This window comes from Vogesella sp. XCS3 (assembly GCF_020616155.1).
In the GTDB taxonomy this organism is placed as follows: Bacteria; Pseudomonadota; Gammaproteobacteria; order Burkholderiales; family Chromobacteriaceae; genus Vogesella.
This window is the reverse complement of record NZ_CP085530.1, coordinates 1414628-1436283: the sequence shown is the minus strand read 5'-3', so window position 1 is coordinate 1436283 and position 21656 is coordinate 1414628. Positions and strand designations below refer to the sequence as shown.

19 protein-coding genes are annotated in these 21656 nt (G+C 60.4%); 5 read left to right on the top strand and 14 right to left on the bottom strand.

The features are described 5' to 3' along the window. Nucleotides 1-75: 75 nt before the first annotated feature. The 11 genes from LCH97_RS06800 to LCH97_RS06750 all read right to left on the bottom strand — a co-directional run bounded on the left by LCH97_RS06800 (nucleotide 76) and on the right by LCH97_RS06750 (nucleotide 8705). Nucleotides 76-645, bottom strand: a complete 570-nt coding sequence (locus LCH97_RS06800; protein WP_227304298.1) for a YceI family protein — start codon at nucleotides 643-645, stop codon at nucleotides 76-78. A 62-nt stretch (nucleotides 646-707) separates the two neighbouring features. Further along, complete coding sequence (locus LCH97_RS06795; RefSeq protein ID WP_227304296.1) at nucleotides 708-1253, bottom strand: YceI family protein; 546 nt, start codon at nucleotides 1251-1253, stop codon at nucleotides 708-710. Nucleotides 1254-1280: 27 nt separating this feature from the next. Beyond that, nucleotides 1281-1817 (bottom strand): cytochrome b, encoded by a 537-nt coding sequence (locus LCH97_RS06790; RefSeq protein ID WP_227304294.1) that lies wholly within the window; start codon nucleotides 1815-1817, stop codon nucleotides 1281-1283. After that, nucleotides 1814-2272, bottom strand: a complete 459-nt coding sequence (locus tag LCH97_RS06785) for a MarR family winged helix-turn-helix transcriptional regulator (protein ID WP_017508568.1) — start codon at nucleotides 2270-2272, stop codon at nucleotides 1814-1816. Before LCH97_RS06785 ends, LCH97_RS06790 begins: the two co-directional genes overlap by 4 nt. A gap of 230 nt (nucleotides 2273-2502) precedes the next feature. Next, complete coding sequence (locus tag LCH97_RS06780; protein WP_227304292.1) at nucleotides 2503-3483, bottom strand: GlxA family transcriptional regulator; 981 nt, start codon at nucleotides 3481-3483, stop codon at nucleotides 2503-2505. A gap of 186 nt (nucleotides 3484-3669) precedes the next feature. Next, nucleotides 3670-4452: an ABC transporter ATP-binding protein gene (locus tag LCH97_RS06775; RefSeq protein WP_227304290.1), complete on the bottom strand. Its 783-nt coding sequence runs from the start codon at nucleotides 4450-4452 to the stop codon at nucleotides 3670-3672. Then, nucleotides 4449-5576 carry a succinylglutamate desuccinylase/aspartoacylase family protein gene (locus LCH97_RS06770; RefSeq protein ID WP_227304288.1) on the bottom strand — a complete coding sequence of 376 codons (1128 nt, stop codon included), beginning with the start codon at nucleotides 5574-5576 and terminating at the stop codon, nucleotides 4449-4451. The genes LCH97_RS06775 and LCH97_RS06770 overlap by 4 nt, the downstream gene beginning before the upstream one ends. A 9-nt stretch (nucleotides 5577-5585) precedes the next feature. Continuing rightward, complete coding sequence (locus LCH97_RS06765) at nucleotides 5586-6317, bottom strand: ABC transporter permease (RefSeq protein WP_017508572.1); 732 nt, start codon at nucleotides 6315-6317, stop codon at nucleotides 5586-5588. Next, nucleotides 6314-7003 (bottom strand): ABC transporter permease, encoded by a 690-nt coding sequence (locus LCH97_RS06760; RefSeq protein ID WP_227304286.1) that lies wholly within the window; start codon nucleotides 7001-7003, stop codon nucleotides 6314-6316. The genes LCH97_RS06765 and LCH97_RS06760 overlap by 4 nt, the downstream gene beginning before the upstream one ends. Nucleotides 7004-7092: 89 nt before the next feature. Continuing rightward, a complete protein-coding gene (locus LCH97_RS06755) occupies nucleotides 7093-7857 on the bottom strand; it encodes an ABC transporter substrate-binding protein (protein WP_227304284.1) in 765 nt (254 codons plus the stop codon). Nucleotides 7858-7940: 83 nt separating this feature from the next. Beyond that, the gene (locus tag LCH97_RS06750; RefSeq protein WP_227304282.1) at nucleotides 7941-8705 is read right to left on the bottom strand and encodes an ABC transporter substrate-binding protein; all 765 of its coding nucleotides are present in this window, start codon (nucleotides 8703-8705) and stop codon (nucleotides 7941-7943) included. 517 nt (nucleotides 8706-9222) lie between these two features. Here LCH97_RS06750 and LCH97_RS06745 point away from each other — a divergent pair. The 5 genes from LCH97_RS06745 to LCH97_RS06725 all read left to right on the top strand — a co-directional run bounded on the left by LCH97_RS06745 (nucleotide 9223) and on the right by LCH97_RS06725 (nucleotide 18827). Next, nucleotides 9223-14025, top strand: coding sequence for an NAD-glutamate dehydrogenase (locus LCH97_RS06745; protein ID WP_227304280.1), 4803 nt, complete (start codon nucleotides 9223-9225; stop codon nucleotides 14023-14025). Between the two features lie 417 nt (nucleotides 14026-14442). Further along, nucleotides 14443-15558 (top strand): ABC transporter ATP-binding protein, encoded by a 1116-nt coding sequence (locus LCH97_RS06740; protein ID WP_227304278.1) that lies wholly within the window; start codon nucleotides 14443-14445, stop codon nucleotides 15556-15558. A gap of 68 nt (nucleotides 15559-15626) precedes the next feature. After that, nucleotides 15627-16664 (top strand): ABC transporter substrate-binding protein, encoded by a 1038-nt coding sequence (locus tag LCH97_RS06735; RefSeq protein WP_227304275.1) that lies wholly within the window; start codon nucleotides 15627-15629, stop codon nucleotides 16662-16664. A 72-nt stretch (nucleotides 16665-16736) separates the two neighbouring features. Then, on the top strand, nucleotides 16737-17999 hold the full coding sequence (locus LCH97_RS06730) for an ABC transporter permease (protein WP_227304273.1): 1263 nt from the start codon (nucleotides 16737-16739) through the stop codon (nucleotides 17997-17999). 3 nt (nucleotides 18000-18002) lie between these two features. Continuing rightward, nucleotides 18003-18827: an ABC transporter permease gene (locus LCH97_RS06725; RefSeq protein ID WP_227304271.1), complete on the top strand. Its 825-nt coding sequence runs from the start codon at nucleotides 18003-18005 to the stop codon at nucleotides 18825-18827. A 76-nt stretch (nucleotides 18828-18903) separates the two neighbouring features. Here the strand turns inward: LCH97_RS06725 and LCH97_RS06720 are convergent, their stop codons facing one another. The 3 genes from LCH97_RS06720 to coaBC are packed head-to-tail and all read right to left on the bottom strand — an operon-like array spanning nucleotide 18904 to nucleotide 21554. Then, nucleotides 18904-19890, bottom strand: a complete 987-nt coding sequence (locus LCH97_RS06720) for a GGDEF domain-containing protein (RefSeq protein ID WP_227304269.1) — start codon at nucleotides 19888-19890, stop codon at nucleotides 18904-18906. Between the two features lie 21 nt (nucleotides 19891-19911). Further along, nucleotides 19912-20364, bottom strand: a complete 453-nt coding sequence (gene dut, locus LCH97_RS06715; RefSeq protein WP_227304267.1) for a dUTP diphosphatase — start codon at nucleotides 20362-20364, stop codon at nucleotides 19912-19914. Continuing rightward, nucleotides 20361-21554, bottom strand: coding sequence for a bifunctional phosphopantothenoylcysteine decarboxylase/phosphopantothenate--cysteine ligase CoaBC (gene coaBC / locus LCH97_RS06710; protein ID WP_227304264.1), 1194 nt, complete (start codon nucleotides 21552-21554; stop codon nucleotides 20361-20363). The genes dut and coaBC overlap by 4 nt, the downstream gene beginning before the upstream one ends. Between the last annotated feature and the right edge of the window lie 102 nt (nucleotides 21555-21656).

Sequence of the window (21656 nt, the reverse complement as noted above, 5' to 3'; positions counted from 1 at the left end):
AGCCCTGTTTGCCAAAGCAAACAGGGCTTTTTACTGCCTATCCCTGCCCGTGCGGGCAGGGTGCGTGACAGCGGCTTACTCGGCCTTGGCGGCTTCCAGCGCGATGTTCAGTTTTACATCATCGCTGATGGCTGGCAGGAAGGTTTTCATGCCGAATTCGCTACGCTTGATGGTGGCCACAGCGTTGGCGCCCCAGTTTTCCACACCGGTCATCGGGTGCTTGGCCTTGGTCACGTTAACCAGCTTCAGGGTCACTGGCTTGGTCACGCCCAGCAGGGTCAGGTTGCCTTTGACAGCAGCCGGCTTGCCGTTCTTGAATTCAACCGCGGTGGACTTGTAGGTCAGGGTAGGGAATTTTTCCACGTTGAAGAAATCGGCGCTCTTCAGGTGCTTGTCGCGGTCGCCCAGGAAGGTTTGCAGCGAAGCGGCATCGATAGTCACATCCACGGCGCCGGTTTTGGCGGCTTCATCCACGGTCAGCTTGCCGCTGATCTTGGTGAAAGTGCCGGCTTGTACCGACAGACCCAGGTGGTTTACTTCGTAGCTGGCGAAGGTGTGGGTAGGGTCGATGTTGTAGGACACCGGGGCGGCAAAGGCGGCACCAGCAGTGGCAAACAGGGCGGCAAACAGGGTGGTACGGATCATTTTCTCTCTCCAGAGTAGGGTGGGGCTATCAGTACAAAAACGGTTGGTGCGGATCCCGGGTATCAGGGGTTGACCAGCACCAGACGGAATTTCAGGTCTACGTTGTCGGCCACGGTGCCGGTATCGCTCCAGCTGCCTTCACCGATCTTGAATGCCAGGCGCGAGATCGGCAGCGTGCCGTCTACGGTCAGGGTTTTGCCCTGGGCGGTGGCGGTAAACGGCGCGCTAACGTCACGGCTGATGCCTTTCAGGGTCAGCTTGCCGGTAACCTGGTAACGGTTGTTACCCAGCGACTTCATGCTGGTAGACACGAAGCGCGCTTGCGGGAACTGGGCGGCGTTGAACCATTCCTTTTTGCGTGCTTCGGCGCTGGCTTCACCGGTAGGCAGCGCGATGCTGGCCACGTCGATGCTGATGTCGGCTTTGCCGGTTTCTGCTTGCGCCGGGTTGAAGTCCACGTTGGCCGCAAACTTCTTGAAGCTGCCGGACATCGGCACGCCCATCTGTTTCAGGGTAAAGGCCAGCTGGCTCTTGGTCAGGTCAACCGGCTGGGCAAAGGCTGGCGCTGCGAGCAGGGCAGCCAGGGGCAGAAGCAGTGCTTTTTTCATGGGTGGGTTCCTGTGTGTACCACGCGGTTAGCCGCGCAGGCTCATGCGGCTCAGCAGGCCGTCTTTGTCGATGAAGTGGTGTTTCAGTGCCGCCGCTACGTGGCCCAGTACGGCCAGCAGTAGCAAGGTATTGAGTGCGCCGTGCAGCTGCCCCAGTTGCGGTGCCAGCTCGGGGTTGGCCGCAATCAGGTCGGGTACTTGCCACAGGCCGAACATCACCACGGGGATGCCGTAGGCAGAGCTCATCAGCCAGCCGGACAGCGGGATGGCGATCATCAGCACGTACAGCAGCAGGTGGCCGGCGTGCGCCACCAGGCGGGCAGCGGCAGACATACTGGCCGGCAGCGCCGGTGCGCCCTTGGCCAGGCGTACCAGAATACGCACCATGACCAGGGCCAGCACGGCCATGCCGGCCCACTTGTGGTAGCTGATCAGCTGGAATTTGGCCGGCGACAGCGGCAGGCTGTGCACGTATTTGCCAAAGGCGAAAGTACAGACCATCAGCACGGCCATCAGGCTGTGCAGCATGATTTGCATGGGGTGGTAACGGTTGGCTTGCTTCATTCGGCTGGCTCCAGTTTCTGGCCAATGGCGGCGCGCAGTGCGGCCAGCATGGCGATGTGTTGGTTCAGGCTGGCGTCGTCCAGGTGGGCAAACGCTTCGCCGCAGTGGCTTACTACATCAGGAAAGGCGCTATCGAATACCGCTTCTCCTGCCGGGGTCAGTGCAACAAACAGGCTGCGCCGGTCGTGCTCTGGCACGGTGCGGCTAATCAGCCCCTTATCCAGCAGCCGGTCCAGTACGCCGGTCAGCGTGCCTTTGGTAATCAGCGTGCGCTCCGACAGCTCGCGGCAGCTCATGCCGGGGGTGTTGCCCAGCGTGGCAATGACATCGAACTGCGCGTGTGTCAGGCCGTGTTGCTTGATGCGCTGGCTGCTGAGCTGCTCGAACGCCTGGTAAGTACGTACCAGTTCGCGTACCAAAGGTATCGAGCGATGTTGGCCGGGCTGGTCTGGCATACCTGTGTCTCCGAGTAAGTTGTGATTAGGATAGTTCCAGTTAGTACTAAATAAAATCAAGCATTTTTGTAAATCTTATTCAGCAATTCTGAACTGCTGTTGTACCAGCTGCTGTGATGGGGCGTATGGGGGCCGTGCGTGCCGTGCAGGCACGCCGGTTCGGGCGAGGTGTTACCGTAAAGATAGGGCTAAGCGGACTAACCCCCGCCGGCTGGCGGGGGCGGGCTGGGCTAGGCTGCCGGGGTGCTGCGCTGGGCCCGTTCTTCGCGCGGGGTTATGCCGAAGTGGCTGCGGTAGGTGCTGGAAAAGTGCGGCCCGCTGGAGAAGCCGCAAGCCAGGCCGATCTGCACAATGGACTTGCTGGTTTGCTGTAATAGCTGTCTGGCGCGGCTAAGGCGCAGTTCCAGATAGTATTTGGAAGGCACGGTTCCCAGGTGCTGCTTGAACAGCCGCTCCAGTTGGCGACGCGATACCCCTACGTAATAGGCGATGTCGTCGGTGGTCAGCGGCTCTTCGATATTGGCTTCCATCAGGCTCACTGCCTCGGTCAGCTTGGGCTGGCTGCCGCCGATACGGGTGGCCAGCGGGATGCGCTGGCGCTCGCTGCCGGGGCGCAGGCGCTCCATGCTGAATACCTCGGACAGCGTGGCGACAAACTCCTGCCCCAGGTTGGCCGCCACCAGCGCCATCATGAAATCGAAGGTGGCCGCGCCGCCTGCGCTGGTCAGCCGGTTGCCATCCAGTTCAAAAAGATTGGATGACACGATGACATCGGGAAACTCGTCGGTCAGGCGGCTGATCTCTTGCCAGTGAATGGTGGCGCGGTGGCCTGCCAGCAGACCGGCGCGCGCCAGCCAGTAGCTGCCGCAGCCTATGCCGACCAGCTGGGTATGGTCGGACAGCTGACTGCTGATGGCTTTGCCCAGTTCGTCGGCTGATACGTCAATGCCGACTTCATCAGCCAGTACCACCAGCACGTCCAGCTTGGGGGCGTGCGCCAGCGGCAGGTCTACCGGCATGCGCATGCCATTGCTCAGGGTGACCATTTCACCGCTCAGCGAGAGTGGCAAGAACTCGTAGGCGCGGCGTTCTGCCAGCTGGTTGGCGCGGGTGAGCACTTCGGTGGCGATGGCAAGGTCTGCCATCGAGGCATTGGGCAGTAGCAGGAAGCCGAAGCGAACGGGTTTGTGATGTGGGGCGATATTGACCATATCCGGTAGCCGGGTGCTCCAGGTGCTGTAGCAGCGGGGTGAATCAAGCGCGCATTGTGTCGTGCTTGCAGGTGGCAGGCAATATGCAGCCGTATAAAAACTGCGTGGTTTTCCGGCGTGCCTGTAAAAAACGGCGCCATGCAAACGTTGTAGCTTGCATGGCGCCGGTAGATCAAGCCAGACGCGTTATTTCAGGCTGCCGGACAGGAACTGCGCCAGGCGCTCGCTCTTGGGCTGCGCCAAAACTTCGCGCGGGTTGCCTTGCTCTTCGATACGGCCCTGGTGCAGGAAGATCACGTGGTTGGACACCTCGCGGGCAAAGCCCATTTCGTGGGTCACCACCACCATGGTGCGGCCTTCTTTTGCCAGGTCCTGCATCACGCGCAGTACTTCGCCGACCAGCTCCGGGTCCAGCGCCGAGGTGGGCTCGTCAAACAGCATCACTTCCGGCTCCATGGCCAGCGCGCGGGCAATGGCTACACGCTGCTGCTGGCCGCCGGACATGTGCGACGGGTATTTGTCTTCCACGCCTTTGAGGCCAACCTTGTCCAGATACTTGCGGGCGCGGGCGATGGCTTCGTCCTTGGGTACGCCCAGCACGTGCACCGGCGCTTCGATGATGTTTTCCAGCACCGTCATGTGGGCCCACAGGTTGAAGTGCTGGAACACCATGGCCAGCTTGGTGCGGATGCGCGCCAGCTGTTTCTGGTCGGCTGCCTTCAGCGCGCCGTTGCGCTTGTCGGTGGTCAGCGCCAGTTGCTCGCCGGTGACGGCAATGCTGCCGCTATTGGGCTGCTCCAGCATGTTGATACAGCGCAGGAAGGTACTTTTGCCAGAGCCGGACGAGCCGATGATGCTGATCACGTCGCCAGCGTGGGCGGTCAGCGAGACGCCTTTCAGGACTTCGTGGCTACCGTAGCTTTTGTGCAGATCCTGCACTTGCAGTTTGATATTGGATGTCTGGTTCATGCTGAGAGCAACTTTCCGGTTTTGAAGGCCTCGGCGCTGGCAACTTTGGCCAGCCACTGGCCTGCAGTAGCGTAATGACGGCTGTCGGTGGCGTACAGCATGCCGGCGCGGTGGGCGCGCAGCGCGGTAACGCGGTCGTTTATCGGGTCGATCACATCGGCCAGGTGCTGGCCGCTTTCTACCAGGGTGCCGGGCTGCACGTAGTAGTGCACTACGCCGGCGTGCGGGGCGAGCAGGCTTTCCGAGCCGGCCAGCGGGGTGGCCGGGTAGACCAGCGCGGGCAGTGGCGGTGCCTCACCACGGATGATGCCGCGGTGGCTCAGGAAGGCCAGCAGCCGGTCGGCATCGCTAGCGGCCAGCTCGTGGCTCACGTCGGCCTGGCCACGCAGCTCTACGGTAACCGACAGGCAGGCCATGTCGATGGCGGCGTCCAGGCCGGCATCGCGTACCAGGTCGCGCAGCTGCCACCATAGCTGGCTGCAGGCTTCGTCGAACGGGTTGTCGCCCGAGTCTTCGGCCAGCAGCGTGGCGGCGGCGCCCAGGTAGCACGCCAGCGGCTCGCACTGCGGCCACAGCGGGGTGCCGGTATACAGGTGCAGCGCGGCGTCCATGTCGCAGTGCAAGTCCAGTACCACGTCGGCGTCGCAGGCCAGCAGCATCAGGGTTTTGCGCTGCGAGGCCAGCTCGCTGGCCGGCTCGATAGCCGCCACCATGCTGCGCAGGTGCTCGCGTACCAGGCGGGTGTTGGCCGCAGCGTCCGTGCCCAGTTGATCGCGCAGCTTGTCGAACAGCTGACGGGCAAAGGCGGGGTAGTGGCGGTTGAAGTTCTGGCCGCTACCCAGCTCGAAGCGCCCCAGCGCCACGCCGTTCAGGTTCTGGTCCAGACCGATGGGGTTGGCCACAGGCACCAGCACGATTTCGCCGGCAATGCGGCCCTCGGCTTCCAGTGCGGCCAACCTTTGCTTCAGGTGCCAGGCGGTAAGCATGCCGGGCAGCTCGTCAGCGTGCAGGCTGGCCTGGATGTAGACCTTTTCACCCTGGCCTGGCTGGCCGTAGTGAAAGCTACAGATGCTACGCCCGGTGGTGAGGCTGGGGGATAGCAGGGGGTGGTCTATGCGTTGCATGGTGGCTCCTTAGTGCTTGCGCGGGGCCAGGTAGGCCAGCCAGCGGCGCTCGGCCAGCTTGAACAGCCACACGAAGCCAAAGGTCAGTACCAGGTAGAAGCAGGCCACGGTAATGAAGGGCTCGAACGGCATGTAGGTGTCGCTGAACACGCGGCGTGCCACGCCGGTCAGGTCGGCCAGGGTGACCAGGCCGGCTACCGAGGTAGACTGCATCATCATCACCACTTCGTTGCTGTAAGCCGGCAGGGCGCGGCGCAGCGCAGACGGAATCACGATACGGCGCATCATCAGCCATTTGCTCATGCCCATGGCCTTGGCCGCTTCGATCTCGCCGTAGTGGGTATTGCGGATCTGGCCGGCGATGATTTCGGTGGTGTAGGCGGCGGTGTTCAGCGTAAAGGCCAGGATGGCGCAGGCGTAGGCTTCGCGCAGGTATTCCCATGCCCAGCTATCGCGTACCCAGTCAAACTGCGACAGGCCGTAATAGATGATGAACAGCTGAACCAGCAGCGGTGTGCCACGGAACACATAGGTGTACAGCCACACCAGGCTGGAGGCCACGCGATTTTTCGAGACGCGCATCAGCGCCAGCGGTACCGCCAGCAGCAGCCCGCAAGCCAGCGACAGGAACAGCAGCTCCAGCGTCAGCTGCAGGCCGTCGCTGGTAGACATCATCGGTGCGCCGTCGGCCCCGCCCAGAAAAGCGGGGAGTTTTTCCACGATCAGGTTGAAGTCGATCATAGTTCGGTCTCCCGTACGCCCAGCGAGTAGCGTTTTTCCAGGCGTTTGAGGGCAAAGTCGGACACGCTGGTAATGGCCAGGAAGATCAGGCCCACTACGGCGTACACGGTAAACGGTTCCTGGGTGATGGATTTGGCGGTATCGGCACGGTACATCACGTCGTTCAGGCCGATCACCGACACCAGGGCGGTAGATTTCACCAGTACCAGCCAGTTATTGGAAAAGCTTGGCAGGGCAAAGCGCACCATCTGCGGGAAGGTAATGCGCAGAAACACGCGCAGCGGGCTCATGCCGTAAGCCAGGCCGGCTTCCATCTGCCCCTTCGGTACCGCCATGATGGCGCCACGGAAGGTTTCGGTCATGTACGCACCAAAGATGAAACCGATGGTGAGCACGCCGGCAAAGAAAGAGTTGATCTCCGGCGCCTGCCAGCCCATGCGGGTACAGAAATCGTTGATCAGCATCTGGCCGCCAAAGAACAGCAGCAGCATCCACACCAGGTCGGGTATGCCCCGCACCACGGTGGAATACAGCTCGGCCAGCCAGACCAGCGGCTTGGAGGGCGCCATCTTGAACATGGCGCCAATCAGCCCCAGCACCACGGACACCAGCAGCGATGCCACGGCAACCTGCAGTGTCAGTATGGTGCCTTCCAGAATACTGGGTAGGTAACCCTGTAGAAACATTGTTTTACTCCATCGTTCCTGCTTGATGTGGCAGGCAGCCAACCGGGGTTGGCCGCGCGTTTTGCCAGACGGCGGGTGTTATGTGCTGCTTACTTGCCGTAAATATCGAAGCTGAAGTATTTCTTCTGGATCTTGTCGTAGCTGCCGTCGGCGCGGATCTGCTTCAGCGCCTGGTTGATGCGCGCCAGCAGGGCCTTGTCACCCTTGCGCACTGCAATGCCGGAGCCCACACCGAAGTATTTCGGGTCGTTGTAGTCCGGGCCTACCAGGGCAAAGCCCTTGCCGTTGGCCGTTTTGACAAAGTCCACGTCACCCACGGCAGCGTCCACGAAGGCCGCGTCCACACGGGCGGCTTTCAGGTCCAGGAAAGATTCCGGCGCCTTGCCGTAGCTCACCAGCTTGGCGCCCAGCTTCACGAAGTGTTCGCGGGCGTATTTTTCCTGGATGGACGAGCGCAGCACGCCGATCTTCTTGCCCTTGAACCAGGCATCATTCACCTGGCTGCCTTCGCGCGCCACCAGGCGGCTGGCCATGTTGTAGTACTTGTCGGAGAAATCCACCGCTTTCTTGCGCTCTTCGGTGATGTTCATCGAGGCGATCACGGCGTCGAACTTCTTGGCGTTCAAAGCCGGGATAATCCCGTCGAAGTCTTGCGGCAGCACTTCGCACTGCGCTTTCATGGCCGTGCACAGCGCCTGGGCAATGTCCGGGTCAAAGCCGGTCATCTTGCCGTCGGCCCCCTGTTTGGAGAACGGCGGGTAGCTGGCGTCGGTGGCAAAACGCAGGGTGTCTGCGTGGGCGGCAGTGGTCAGGGCGAGTGCAAGCGCACCCAGCACAAGCAAGGGCTTCTTCATGTTTCTCTCCGGCACGGTGGTTTTTGTGTTTTTAGGTATGAAAAACCCTGCCTCCGGACGAAGGCAGGGCGGGACTGGCAGGTTTAGTTGCCGTATACGTTAAAGTTGAAGTACTTATCCTGTACTTTCTTGTAGCTGCCATCCTTGCGGATTTGCTCGATGGCTTTGTTCAGGCGCTCGGTGAGGGCGCTATTGCCTTTCTTCACGGCAATACCGGCACCGCGGCCGAAGTATTTGGCGTCGTTGTAGTCAGGGCCGACAAAGGCAAAACCCTTACCTTGCGACGATTTCAGGAAGTCGGTGTCGCCGACGACGGAATCCACGAATACGCCGTCAATACGGCCGGATTTCAGGTCCAGGAAAGCTTCCGGTACTTTGCCGTAAGCCACCAGGCTGGCGCCGCTCTTGGCCCAGTAGTCCTTGGCGAATTTTTCCTGGATGGAGGCGCGCAGAACGCCGATTTTCTTGCCCTTGAAGCTGTTCTGATCAACCTTGGTGCCTTCTTTGGCGATCATGCGGCTAGGGGTGTGGTAGTACTTGTTGCTGAAGTCCACCGCTTTCAGGCGCTCTTCGGTGATGGACATGGACGACAGGATGGCGTCGAACTTGTTGGCGTTCAGCGCAGGGATCAGGCCGTCCCAGTCTTGCGGCACGATCTGGCAAGTCACTTTCATCGCGGTACACAGGGCATTGGCGATATCCACGTCAAAGCCTTGCAGTTTGCCGTCGGCGCCTTGTTTGGCAAACGGCGGGTAGTTGCCGTCGATACCGAAGCGGATGGTTTCAGCTTGTGCCGACATGCCGGCAGCGGACAGGGCCAGTGCGGCCAGGATGAGCGCTTTTTTCATGCTGCTATAACTCTCTTTGAAGATGGTGAACCCCGGCACGCCGGGGCAGGGGTACCGCTACCTGGCGAAGGCGGCGGTACGGGCCTGGTGCAGGCCTTGCCTTGTTTGCAATATTGTTGTTTTCGCACCCCCTCTGTGGGGGACGGCGAAATCTTTGCACGCAAGCGGCAGCAGGCACAATGCGCTGGCTGCACGGTTGCTTGGGCTTGCGTGCGGGGGGCGAATTCTACTGTCTTTTTGTTCAGGAGGGAAATGTCTTTAGATACAGTGGCTTGTCGTGAATTTTTGCAAAAAAGCCTGTTTTTTACGCATATTCATTTTGTAATTTGCCGTCGCATTGCTATAAGGCAAAAAGTGCACGATTTGTCAATTTCCCGCTGCGCAAGTACTTGTCATTGTGCAGTGCGGTTATTGAATGTGTACGAGCATGTCGCAATAAGGAAATCCCTAGGGTGTGGGCGCTCTTACAATGCGCTCACACAACACCTGTGTTCCCAAAACAAATACGAGAAGCAACATGTCGCTTACCAACAAGACTGAATTTCTGAGCCTGATTGCTGATATCCAGGCGGTAGCAGAGCAGAAGCTGTCCAGCCAGGACGCCGCAAGTCTGGGGTCCTTTGTGCCGCTTTACTTTGAAGAAACCGAACACGAAGACCTGAAAAGCTTCTCGCCGCTGGATCTGTTCGGCGCAGCCATGGCGCATTTCGAATTCGCCAAGAAGCGCGCGCCAGGCCAGGCCAAGGCCCGTATTTACAACCCCGATTTCGAGCGTGACGGCTGGCAGAGCACCCACACCGTGATCGAGATCGCGAACGATGACATGCCGTTCCTGATCGACTCGGTCGCCATGCTGCTGGCACGCCACAACCTGAACCTGCACCTGCTGGTACACCCGGTACTGTCGGTTGGCCGCAATGCAGACGGCGTGATTGCCGAATTCAAACGCACCGAAGACCGCAGCCTGCCGCTGGAATCCTTTATTCACGTGCAGGTGGATCGCGTCAGCGACCCGGCCGTGCTCAAGGCACTGCAAGCCGACCTGAACGACGTGCTGTCCTACCTGCGCCGCGTGGTAGACGACGAGCCGCAGATGCGCGAAGTGGTTGCCGCCCTGCGCGCCGACCTGGCCGCCATCAAGGGCGAGCGCGAGCGCGAAGCCGCCGAAGCGGTAGCCTTCCTGGACTGGATGGCGGCCAACCATTTCATCTTCATGGGTTACTGCGATTACGACCTGGTGAAGCGTGACGGCAAAGACAGCCTGAAGATCGTGAAGAACTCCGGCCTGGGCTTCCTGAAAGACCAGGGTAATAAAGAGTATTCCGAGAGCTTCGAGGCGCTGCCGCAAGACCTGCGCGAACTGGCGCACCAGCCGCAGTTGCTGATCCTGAACAAATCGCAGTCCCGCTCGGTGCTGCATCGCTCCGCCTACATGGACTTTGTCGGCATCAAGCGCTTCAACAGCAAGGGCGAAGTTGTTGGCGAACGCCGCTTCCTGGGCTTGTATACCGCCAGCGCTTACCAGCAGTCGCCGAAAGACATCCCGCTGCTGCGTGAAAAAGTAGCCCACGTGGTATCCGCTTGCGATTACGTAGACAACAGCTACAAAGCCAAGACCCTGGGTTTTGTGCTGGAAAGCTACCCGCGTGACGAGCTGTTCGAAATCCCGGCAGAAACCCTGACCCCTATCGTGGAAGGTATCGTGAACCTGCAGGAGCGCCCGCGTGTGCGCCTGTACACACGTACCGACCGCTACCATCGTTATGTAAGCTGCCTGGTGTTTGTGCCTCGTGACAGCTTCAATACCGAAATCCGCCTGAAAATCGAGCGCGTGCTGATGAATGCCTTTAATGGCGCGTCGGCCGAATTCAGCGTGCAGATCAGCGATAGCACCCTGGCGCGTGTGCATTACATTATCCGCACCCAGGGCGGCCATCTGCCGCAGTTCCGTACCCAGGAACTGGAAACCGACATCGCCCGCGTGGTACGCGGCTGGCAGGAAGAGCTGCACCACCTGCTGATCGAAGCGCACGGTGAAGAGAAGGGCAACTTGCTGTTCAACCGTTACCGTGGTGCCTTCCCGGTGGCTTACCGTGAAGAGTTTGCCGCGCGCAACGCCGTGCTGGATATCCAGCTGATCGAAGAGGCCGCTGCCAGCCACGGCCTGACCATGAAGCTGTATCGTGCCTTCCACCGTGGCCAGGGCTTCAACCTGAAGCTGTTCCGTGGTGGCGAGCCGCTAGGCCTGTCTGCCAGCCTGCCTATCCTGGAAAACATGGGCGTACAGGTGCGCGACGAGCACCCGTACCGCATCGAGCTGAACGACGGCACCGTATGGGTAAGCGACTTCGGCCTGGAGCTGGGTGGCGCTGCGGAATCCATGCAGGATGAAGCTGTACAGAAAAACTTCCAGGCACTGCTGTCGCGCGTGTTTGCCAAAGACTGCGAAAACGATGGCTTCAACCGTCTGGCCGTGGTGGCTGGCCTGGACTGGCGTGAAATCACGCTGGTGCGTGCACTGGCCAAGTACCTGCGCCAGGGCGGCCTGACCTTCAGCCAGACCTATATCGAAAACTGCGTAGCGCACTACCCGGAAATCACCCGTCGCCTGGTACAGCTGTTTGCTGCCCGCCTGCACCCTGCCGCGTTTGACGACGCGCGTGCTGCCGCCTTGCAGGAAGAGCTGAAAGACCTGCTGGACGGCGTGGCCAACCTGGACGAAGACCGCATCCTGAACGGCTTCCTGCAGGTGATCCTGGCGACCCGCCGTACCAACTTCTGGCAGAAAGACAAAACCGGCGAATTCAAGTCTTACGCGTCGTTCAAGCTGGAATCCAACCTGATTTCCTTCCTGCCGCAGCCGCGCCCGATGTTCGAGATCTGGGTATACAGCCCGCGTGTGGAAGGCGTGCACCTGCGCGGCTCCAAAGTGGCCCGTGGCGGCCTGCGCTGGTCCGACCGCATGGAAGACTTCCGCACCGAAGTACTGGGCCTGGTAAAAGCCCAGATGGTGAAGAACTCGGTGATCGTACCGATGGGTTCCAAGGGCGGTTTCGTCGGCAAGCAACTGCCGGCACCAAGCGACCGTGAAGCCTTCATGGCCGAAGGTATCGCCAGCTACAAGACTTTCATTTCCGCACTGCTGGACGTGACCGACAACCTGGTGAACGGTCAGATCGTGCCGCCGGCCGACGTGCGTCGCCTGGACCCGGATGACCCGTACCTGGTGGTGGCTGCCGACAAGGGCACCGCAACCTTCTCCGACATCGCCAACAGCATCTCCGAAGCCTACGGCTTCTGGCTGGGCGACGCGTTTGCATCCGGTGGTTCTGCCGGTTACGACCACAAAGGCATGGGCATTACCGCCCGCGGCGCGTGGGAGTCGGTGAAGCGCCACTTCCGCCACCTGGGCATCAACACCCAGGAGCAGGATTTCAGCGTGATCGGTATCGGTGACATGGCTGGTGACGTATTCGGTAACGGCATGCTGCTGTCCGAACACATCTGCCTGAAAGCTGCGTTCAACCACCTGCACATCTTCCTGGACCCGACGCCAAACGCTGCGGCCAGCTTTGCCGAGCGCGCCCGCCTGTTCAACCTGCCGCGCTCCAGCTGGGCGGACTACAACCGCGAGCTGATCTCGCAAGGTGGCGGCATTTTCGAGCGTTCCGCCAAGTCCATCCCGCTGTCGCCGGAAGTTAAAGCCTGGCTGGAAACCGACAAGGACAGCATGGCACCGAACGAGCTGATCCACGAGCTGCTCAAGGCCAAAGCCGACCTGCTGTACAACGGCGGTATCGGTACCTATGTGAAGGCGTCTACCCAGAGCCACGCCGACGCCCGCGACCGCGCGTGCGACCCGGTACGTGTCAACGGTAACCAGCTGCAGGTCAAAGTGGTAGCCGAAGGCGGTAACCTGACGTGCACCCAGCTGGGCCGCGTAGAGTTTGCGCTGGCTGGCGGCCGCATCTGCACCGACGCTATCGACAACTCCGCCGGTGTGGATTGCTCCGACCACGAAGTGAACATCAAGATCCTGGTGGGCGCGGTAATGCAAGCCGGCGACATGACGCTGAAACAGCGTAATGACCTGCTGGCCGAGATGACCGAAGAAGTGGGCCACCTGGTACTGCGCAACAACTACCTGCAGACCCAGATTCTGGCAGTAAACCGCAGCCATGCCGCGTCCATGCTGAGCACCCACTCGCGCATGATCACGCACATGGAAAAAACCGGCGAACTGAACCGCGAGATCGAGTACCTGCCGTCCGACACGCAGATCAACGAGCGTCGACTGGCACGCCAGGGCCTGACGCCGCCAGAAGTGGCCGTACTGCTGGCGTACAGCAAGATCTCGCTGGACCAGGCCATCCTGAAGACCGACGTGCCGGATGACGCAGACTTCCTGCCGGTGCTGGTGAACTACTTCCCGAAACCGCTGCAGCAGCGTTTTGGCGATGCCATGCAGAAGCACCACCTGAAGCGCGAGATCATCGCCAACCAGCTGGCCAACCTGATCATCAACCGCATGGGCACCACCTTCGTGTTCCGCATGCAGGAAGAGTCGTCGTTCTCGGCTGCCGACATCACCCGCGCATTCTGGATTGCCAGCCGCGTATTTGATGCCGAAAGCCTGTGGACCCGCATCGAAAGCCTGGACAACTTGGTGTCGGCCGACCTGCAAGTAGAAATGATGGTGATGGTGCGTACCCTGGTAGAGCGCGTGGTGCGCTGGGTACTGCGTAACCGCCGTGTCGCCGGCTCGGTAGAGGCCACCATCGCGCAGTTTGCCGACAAGGTACAAGCCCTGCTGGCCAAGCTGCCACAGCTGATCAGCGCAGATACCTACCCGCAGGTAGCGCGTCTGGAAAAACGCCTGACGCAGCCAAACGTACCGGCCGAGCTGGCCAGTGTACTGGCGCGCCTGGAGTTTGCTGTGCCGCTGATGGACCTGATCGAGATCGGCGAAGAGGGCGAGCTGGCGCTGGAAGACATTGCGGCCAACTACCTGCAACTGGGCCGCGATCTGCAGCTGGACTGGCTGCGTGCCGCCATCACCCAGCTGCCGCGCGACAACCGCTGGCAATCGCTGGCACGCAGCGCGCTGCGTGACGACCTGTACCGCCAGCATCGCTCGCTGACCCAGCGCGCGCTGTCCGTGTCGCAAGACGCCGGCTTTGTCAGCCAGTGGCTGCAGCAGCGTGCGGCCGAGGTGGAAGCCTGCCAGCAGATGTTTGCCGAGCTGCAGTCTTTTGAGACGCTGGACCTGGCCATGCTGTCTGCCGGCATGCGCGAACTGAACAACCACCTGCTCGCCTAAGCCGTTTTCGCATTACTCCCTTCAAGCCGACCGTAAGGTCGGCTTTTTTTTGTTGTGACGATACGACAAACAACTGTTTGACATCACGGTGCAATGGCGGTGCCATTTGGTGCATTTCCATGCGGCGTGACCGGGTAATCGCGCATATTCATCTCAATAAATCCCAATTGCATGCACTGGAAAAGTGCCTGCTGTCTTTGCCTGGCTTCAATGCTTATTCCTTTTTCGAAAAAGCATGTCCAGGTAGTTTGTTTTATTAAACGGGGCGATTAAATTAATGGACACCTGTACACAGAGACAGGGGGACAAACCGGCCGGCTGGCGCAAGCCAGCACGCTTTACTTCGGTTTTGATGCTGGTTAATCTGATAAAAACTGAAACAACATTCCGCCAGGCGGAACTATCAGGAAGGACATGATGAGCGAGAAACACACGGCCTCCGACACCCTTGTCAGCTTTCGCGGTGTACAGAAGAGCTACGATGGCGCGTCACTGATCGTCAAGAATCTGGACCTGGATATTCGCAAAGGCGAATTCCTCACCATGCTCGGGCCGTCCGGTTCCGGCAAAACCACCTGCCTGATGATGCTGGCCGGTTTCGAAACCCCCACCCACGGCGAGATCCGTCTGGGCGACAAGCTGCTGAACCACGTGCCGCCGCACAAGCGCAACATCGGCATGGTGTTCCAGAACTACGCGCTGTTCCCGCACATGACCGTGGCGGAAAACCTGGCCTACCCGCTGACCATTCGCAAGATGAGCAAATCCGACATTGCCGACCGCGTGAAGAAAGCGCTGGGCATGGTGAAGCTCGACGCGCTGGCCAACCGTTACCCCGGCCAGATGTCCGGTGGCCAGCAGCAGCGCGTGGCACTGGCGCGTGCGCTGGTATTCGAGCCGCAGCTGGTGCTGATGGACGAGCCGCTGGGCGCGCTGGACAAGCAGCTGCGTGAGCACATGCAGCTGGAGATCAAGCATATCCACGAAAACCTGGGCATTACCGTGGTGTACGTTACCCACGACCAGGGCGAGGCGCTGACCATGTCCGACCGCGTGGCGGTGTTCAAGGACGGCATCATCCAGCAGATCGATGCGGCCAACGTGCTGTACGAAAAGCCGGTGAACTCGTTTGTGGCCAACTTCATTGGCGAAAACAACACCCTGCACGGCGAAGTGCTGGCGGTGCAAGACCAGCACTGCACCGTACGCTTGGGTAACGGCGATACCGTCCAGGCTGCCGCTGTCTGCGTCGGCCAGCCTGGCGAAGCCACCTCCATGTCGATTCGCCCGGAGCGCGTGCGCCTGAACCGCCACGCCGAAGCCTGCGAAAACCGCCTGCAGGCCCGCCTGGCCGAGTTCATCTATTTCGGCGACCACGTACGCCTGCGCCTGGATGTAGCAGGGCAGAGCGGCTTCATGGTGAAAGTGCCTGCCGGCGAGCTCGATAGCAGCTGGAAGGTAGGCGACAAGCTGGATATTGGCTGGATGGCACGCGACATTCGCGCGCTGGATGCCTCGGTTTACACACACTAAATAAAAAGCCCGACCACACGGGCGCTTTCAACGTCCTGCAAAGCGATATCCCCAGAGGAGTTATGACTATGAACAAAAACACCCCACGCCTGTTGGCCCTGTCTGTTGCTGTTGCGCTGGCTGCCCCGGCTATGGCCAAAGACATCACCGTGATTTCTTTCGGTGGTGCCAATAAGGACGCCCAGACCGTGGCCTACTACCAGACCTTTGAAAAAGCGACCGGCAACAAGATCACCGCGGGTGACTACAACGGCGAAATGGCCAAGATCAAGGCCATGGTCGACGCCAAGAAGGTGAGCTGGGACGTGGTAGAGGTTGAGTCGCCAGAGCTGCTGCGCGGCTGCGAAGAGGGCCTGTTTGAAAAGATCGACTGGGCCAAAGTGGGCAAGAAAACCGACTTTGTGAAGCCAGCCGTATCCGAGTGTGGTGTGGGCATCTTCGTGTGGTCCACCGCCATGGCCTACAACGCCGACAAGCTGAAAACCGCCCCGCAGAACTGGGCTGATTTCTGGGACGTGAAGAAATTCCCGGGCAAACGCGGCCTGCGCAAGGGCGCCAAGTACACGCTGGAGTTCGCACTGCAAGCTGACGGCGTGAAGCCGGCCGACGTGTACAAGCTGCTGGCCACCAAGGCCGGTGTGGATCGTGCCTTCAAGAAGCTGGACCAGCTGAAGCCGAACATCCAGTGGTGGGAAGCCGGTGCGCAGCCACCGCAATTCCTGGCCTCGGGTGACGTGGTGATGAGCTCGGCCTACAACGGCCGTATCGATACCGCGCAGAAAGAAGGCAAGAACCTGAAAGTGGTGTGGACTGGCAGCGTATACGACGTGGATTCCTGGGCGGTGCCTAAAGGCTCGCCAAAGCTGAAAGAGGCGATGGACTTCATCAAACACGCCAGCCTGCCGGAAAACCAGGCCGTGTACTCCAACAAGATCGCTTACGGCCCGACCAACCTGAAAGCCGTGCAGAAGGTAGATCCGAAGTCTGCGACCAACCTGCCTACCTGGCCTGCCAACCTGAAAAACGCGCTGGCCCTGGATGTCAACTTCTGGGTTGAGCATGGTGAAGAGCTGGAAGAGCGCTTCAATGCCTGGGCTGCCCGCTAAGTAGCCACCCTGCCTGAACCGTCCCGCCTCGCTACCCGGCCTGGCGGGACTTTGCTGGAAGTGATGCCCACCATGTCCCAAACCCTTACCGTGAATGCCCCGCTCACTGCTGCCGATGGCGAGTTGCTTACCGTCAAGCTGGCACGCGAGCGCCGCAACAAGCAGCTCAAAGCGGTGGCGCTGGTTGCCCCGCTGGCCATTTTCTTGCTGCTGACCTTTCTGGTGCCCATTTTCATGTTGCTGGGCCGCAGCGTCGATAACCCTGAGGTTGTGACCCACCTGCCGGCTACCAGCAAGCTGATTGCCAGCTGGGACCGCCGCGCCCTGCCATCCGAAGAAGTCTTCCAGGCCATGGCGCGCGACCTGACTGCCGCCAAGGAAGCCAAGACCGTACCCGATGTAGCCAAGCGCCTGAACATGGACATCAGCGGTTTCCGTTCGCTGATCCAGAAAACCGCGCGCAAGATGCCGCTGGAGTTGGCCGCAGGCGAAAGCATGCGCGACCGTTTTATCCAGATGGACGAGCGCTGGGGCGACCCCGACCACTGGCACGTGATTGCCAAGAACGCCAAGAGCTGGACGCCGTACTACCTGTACAGCTCGCTGGACCTGCGCGAAACCAAGGCCGGTACGCCTGAGCTGGCACCGGAAGAAGAGCGCGCCTTCATCAGTATTTTTGGCCGCACGCTGTGGATCAGCTTCTGGGTGACGGTGTTCTGCCTGCTGCTGGGTTACCCGCTGGCGTACTGGCTGGCCAACCTGCCGGCGCGCAAGAGCAACCTGCTGATGATTCTGGTGCTGCTGCCGTTCTGGACCTCGGTGCTGGTGCGTGTGGCGTCGTGGATTGTGCTGCTGCAGCGCGAAGGCCTGATCAATAGCGCGCTGATGAACCTGGGCATTATCGGCGAGCCGCTGCAGCTGGCGTTCAACCGTGTGGGCGTGTACATCGCCATGGTGCACATCCTGCTGCCGTTCGTTATCCTGCCGGCCTACAGCGTGATGAAGAGCATCCCGCAAACCTATATGCGTGCTGCCATTTCGCTGGGTGACCACCCGTTTGCCGCTTTCTGGAAGATCTATTTCCCGCAAACCGTGGCCGGCGTGGCTGCCGGGGCGCTGCTGGTGTTCATCATGTGCATCGGCTACTACATTACCCCGGCGCTGCTGGGTAGCCCGGAAGAACAGATGGTGAGCTACTACGTGGCGTTTTACACCAACGTCACCATCAACTGGGGTATGGCCGCTGCGCTGGGTAGCCTGTTGCTGATCGCCACCATGACGCTGTACGCGGTGTACAGCAAGCTGGTGGGTGCCAATAAACTGAGTCTGGGGTAAGCCATGCTGCCAACTTATGCTTCGCCTATCGAGCGCATCTGGTTCTGGAGTTTCCGCATTTTTTGCGTGCTGATCCTGATCTTCCTGGTGTCGCCGTTACTGGTGATCGTGCCACTGTCGTTTTCGGCCGATACCTTTCTGCTGTACCCGATCGAGTCGTTCTCGCTGCGCTGGTACGAGGAATTCTTCGGCAACGGCGTGTGGCTGACCTCGCTGAAGAACAGCTTTATCGTGGCGCCGGCTGCCACCTTGCTGGCCACCACGCTGGGCACACTGGCGGCTGTGGGCCTGACCTCGTCGGACTTCCCCGGCAAATCGGTGCTGATGAGTGTGTTGATCTCGCCCATGGTGGTGCCGGTGGTGATCGTCGGCGTGGGGGCTTATCTGTTCTTTGCTCCGCTGGGCCTGTCCAATAGCTACTTTGCGCTGATTCTGGTGCATACCGCGCTGGGCGTGCCGTTTGTGGTGATTACCGTGTCGGCCACGCTGCGCGGCTTCAATGCCAACCTGATCCGCGCCAGCGCCAGCCTGGGGGCTAACCCGATCACCACCTACCGCCGCATCGTGCTGCCGCTGATTGCGCCAGGTGTGATCTCGGGTGCGCTGTTTGCCTTTGCTACCTCGTTCGACGAGGTGGTGGTGACGCTGTTCCTGGCCGGCCCCGAGCAAACCACGCTGCCGCGCCAGATGTTTGGCGGCATCAAGGAAAACATCAGCCCGGCGATTGCCGCTGCGGCCACGGTGCTGATCCTGTTCTCCATCGCCTTGCTGCTGACGCTGGAATGGCTGCGCGGCCGCGCCGAGAAGACGCGTACCAGCGCTGCCTGATGCCGGCTGTGCATCAAGCAAAAGCCCCTGCCGGTTGGCAGGGGCTTTTTACTGGCCAAGGTTGGCCGCAACAGGGTCAGAACAGCTCGATATCGCCTTCGTGCTGGGGCTGTTCGGTGATCTCGCCGCGCTGTAGCAGCTGGGTGTAGGCACAAGTCTGGTTGCGGCCGTTTTCCTTGGCGTAGTACAGCGCGCGGTCGGCTTGCTCTACCACGTTGGCCGGCAGCATTTGCCCGCCTATCAGCACGTAGCCCATGCTGATATGCACCTGGCCTACTTGCGGGAAGTTGAAGCTGGCGATGTTTTCGCGCAGTGCTTCCAGCCGGGTCATGGCCAGTTGTGGCTCGTCGCGCAGGATAATGCCGAACTCCTCGCCACCATAACGGTACAGCTGGGCGTGCACGCCCAGTACTTGCTCCATGTGGTGAGCCACCAGTAGCAGTACCTCGTCGCCCACGATGTGGCCGTAACGGTCGTTCACCAGCTTGAAGTGGTCGATATCCACCAGCGCCAGCGTGTGCTGGTAGTCCGGCTTGTCCAGCAGCTCGTACAGGCGGGCATCGAAGGAGCGGCGGTTCAGCAGGCCGGTAAGCATGTCACGTTCCGCGTCGTACAGCAGGCGTAGATAGTTTTCGTGAATGCGTACCATGCCACTCAGAAAGCCCAGATCGTCCGGCTCAAGTGGGCCGTGCTCTATCTGCAGCAGCGCGATGATGTTGTTTTTCTGGTAAATCACCTGCCAGATATGGCCACCATACTCCCACGGGGCGCGATTATCGCGGCCAATGGCAATGGCTTTGCGCGCATCGTCACCGGCAGGCAGCCAGCCGCAGCCTTCGGGGGAGATCAGGCTATCGTCTTCCCCGCTGACTTGCAGCAGCTTCAGCTCGGGCAGCGACTCTGCGTGCCGTACACCGTACAGGGCAATGCTCTGGCTTTGCAGAAAGGCACCTACCAGCTCCAGCAATGCCCGCTCCAGCTCGCGCTGCTCACGCTGCGAGGTCATTTTCGCCATTTGTTCCATCAAGGTGGCGATGCTGGAGGGGGGGAAATGCTGATCCATTTTCATCCGTGACAATAGTCTTTACTGGCGGCCAGTACTACCAAAGCCACCGCTGCCGCGTTCCGTATCGATAAAACTCTCTACAATATTAAACCCTACTTGTACCACAGGCACGATAATCATCTGTGCAATGCGTTCCATAGGCGCCAATGTAAACGGCATGTTGCTGCGATTCCACACCGAGACGAACAACTGGCCCTGGTAGTCGGAGTCGATCAGGCCGGTGAGGTTGCCCAGCACAATACCGTGTTTGTGGCCCAGGCCTGAGCGCGGCAGGATCATGGCCGCCAGGCCCGGGTCGGCCAGGTGGATGGCCATGCCGGTAGGTACCAGCACGGTTTCGCCAGGCTGGATCACCATGTCGGCCTCTGTTGCGGCACGCAGGTCCAGGCCGGCAGAGCCGCTGGTAGCGTAGGCTGGCAGGTTGTCTTTCAGGCGTGGGTCCAGGAGTTGTACGTCGATTACAGGTTTCATGCGATGTCAGTTTTCAGGTTAAGGCTTTGGGCCAGATGTTGAACGATGGCACGGGCCACATCGGCCTTGGGCATATCGGGCAGCGGGTGCTGGCCCTGGTCATCCAGTAGCGTCACGCTATTGGTGTCAGCGCCCATGGCGTGCTGGGCCAGGTTGGCCACCAGTAAAGGGACTTTTTTGCGACGACGTTTCTGGTCGGCAAACTGCAGCAGGTTCTGGCTTTCTGCGGCAAAACCCACGCAGAACGGGGCGGCGGGCAAGCCAGCCACGGTGGCCAGGATATCGGGGTTTTCTTCCAGCTCGATCACCGGCAGGCTGTCGCCTTTCTTGATCTTGTGCTCCGAGCGGTTTTTCACGCGGTAGTCCGCTACGGCGGCCACGCTGATGAACACATCGCTGCGGCCAACCTCAGCCAGTACCGCCTGGTACATGTCCTGTGCGCTCTGTACCGCAATGGTATGCACCAGCGTGGGCGGGGTCAGGGCAGTAGGGCCGCTGACCAGGGTCACCTCGGCGCCGGCGTCGCGGCAGGCACGCGCCAAGGCGTAACCCATCTTGCCGGAGCTGATATTGGTAATGCCGCGTACGGTGTCGATCGGCTCGTAAGTGGGGCCGGCGGTCAGCAATACCTTCTTGCCTGCCAGCGGTTTGGTGCTGAATACGCCGCCCAGCAGATCGAACACTTCTTCCGGCTCCAGCATGCGTCCAGGGCCGGTTTCGCCACAGGCCTGTACGCCGTGCGCCGGGCCCCACACCTGTACGCCGTCTGCCTGCAGCTGCGCGATATTGCGCAGGTTGGGCGGGTTCTCCCACATCTGGCGGTTCATGGCAGGCACTACTACCAGCGGGCAGGTACGGGCGGCAGCCATGGTGCTGATCAGGTCGTCGCAGGCGCCGTGCGCCAGCTTGAAAATGCAGTCGGCGGTGGCCGGTACGATCAGGAAAACGTCGGCGCGGCGTGACATCTCGATATGCGCCATGGCGTTGGCCGGGCGTGGGTCCCAGATATCGGTGTAAACAGCATGGCCAGACAGCGCCTGGAAAGTAGCGGGGGTGACAAAGCGGGTAGCGGACTCGCTCATTACCACTTCTACATGGTGGCCTGCCTTTACCAGCAGCCGGGTCAGTTCGGCCGACTTGTAGGCGGCAATACCGCCGGTAATGCCTAGAAGAATGCGTTTCTGCGTCATGTTACGGCCTGCCGTATGTCGTGCAAGGCATGATTGTAACGTAATGCTGCACCTGCACGCAGGCTGCCGTGCATGGGCTGTTTTTCATGAAAAATGCATTTT

Bases quoted from the DNA above. Each gene is read 5' to 3' on its own strand.
- LCH97_RS06790 (WP_227304294.1), bottom strand. From the start codon at position 1,817: ATGAAGCAAGCCAACCGTTACCACCCCATGCAAATCATGCTGCACAGC.
- LCH97_RS06730 (WP_227304273.1), top strand. From the start codon at position 16,737: ATGTCCCAAACCCTTACCGTGAATGCCCCGCTCACTGCTGCCGATGGC.
- LCH97_RS06795 (WP_227304296.1), bottom strand. From the start codon at position 1,253: ATGAAAAAAGCACTGCTTCTGCCCCTGGCTGCCCTGCTCGCAGCGCCA.
- LCH97_RS06785 (WP_017508568.1), bottom strand. From the start codon at position 2,272: ATGCCAGACCAGCCCGGCCAACATCGCTCGATACCTTTGGTACGCGAA.
- LCH97_RS06740 (WP_227304278.1), top strand. From the start codon at position 14,443: ATGAGCGAGAAACACACGGCCTCCGACACCCTTGTCAGCTTTCGCGGT.
- LCH97_RS06735 (WP_227304275.1), top strand. From the start codon at position 15,627: ATGAACAAAAACACCCCACGCCTGTTGGCCCTGTCTGTTGCTGTTGCG.
- LCH97_RS06755 (WP_227304284.1), bottom strand. From the start codon at position 7,857: ATGAAGAAGCCCTTGCTTGTGCTGGGTGCGCTTGCACTCGCCCTGACC.
- LCH97_RS06720 (WP_227304269.1), bottom strand. From the start codon at position 19,890: ATGGATCAGCATTTCCCCCCCTCCAGCATCGCCACCTTGATGGAACAA.
- LCH97_RS06745 (WP_227304280.1), top strand. From the start codon at position 9,223: ATGTCGCTTACCAACAAGACTGAATTTCTGAGCCTGATTGCTGATATC.
- LCH97_RS06780 (WP_227304292.1), bottom strand. From the start codon at position 3,483: ATGGTCAATATCGCCCCACATCACAAACCCGTTCGCTTCGGCTTCCTG.
- LCH97_RS06765 (WP_017508572.1), bottom strand. From the start codon at position 6,317: ATGATCGACTTCAACCTGATCGTGGAAAAACTCCCCGCTTTTCTGGGC.
- LCH97_RS06760 (WP_227304286.1), bottom strand. From the start codon at position 7,003: ATGTTTCTACAGGGTTACCTACCCAGTATTCTGGAAGGCACCATACTG.
- LCH97_RS06725 (WP_227304271.1), top strand. From the start codon at position 18,003: ATGCTGCCAACTTATGCTTCGCCTATCGAGCGCATCTGGTTCTGGAGT.
- LCH97_RS06770 (WP_227304288.1), bottom strand. From the start codon at position 5,576: ATGCAACGCATAGACCACCCCCTGCTATCCCCCAGCCTCACCACCGGG.
- LCH97_RS06775 (WP_227304290.1), bottom strand. From the start codon at position 4,452: ATGAACCAGACATCCAATATCAAACTGCAAGTGCAGGATCTGCACAAA.
- LCH97_RS06800 (WP_227304298.1), bottom strand. From the start codon at position 645: ATGATCCGTACCACCCTGTTTGCCGCCCTGTTTGCCACTGCTGGTGCC.
- dut (WP_227304267.1), bottom strand. From the start codon at position 20,364: ATGAAACCTGTAATCGACGTACAACTCCTGGACCCACGCCTGAAAGAC.
- coaBC (WP_227304264.1), bottom strand. From the start codon at position 21,554: ATGACGCAGAAACGCATTCTTCTAGGCATTACCGGCGGTATTGCCGCC.
- LCH97_RS06750 (WP_227304282.1), bottom strand. From the start codon at position 8,705: ATGAAAAAAGCGCTCATCCTGGCCGCACTGGCCCTGTCCGCTGCCGGC.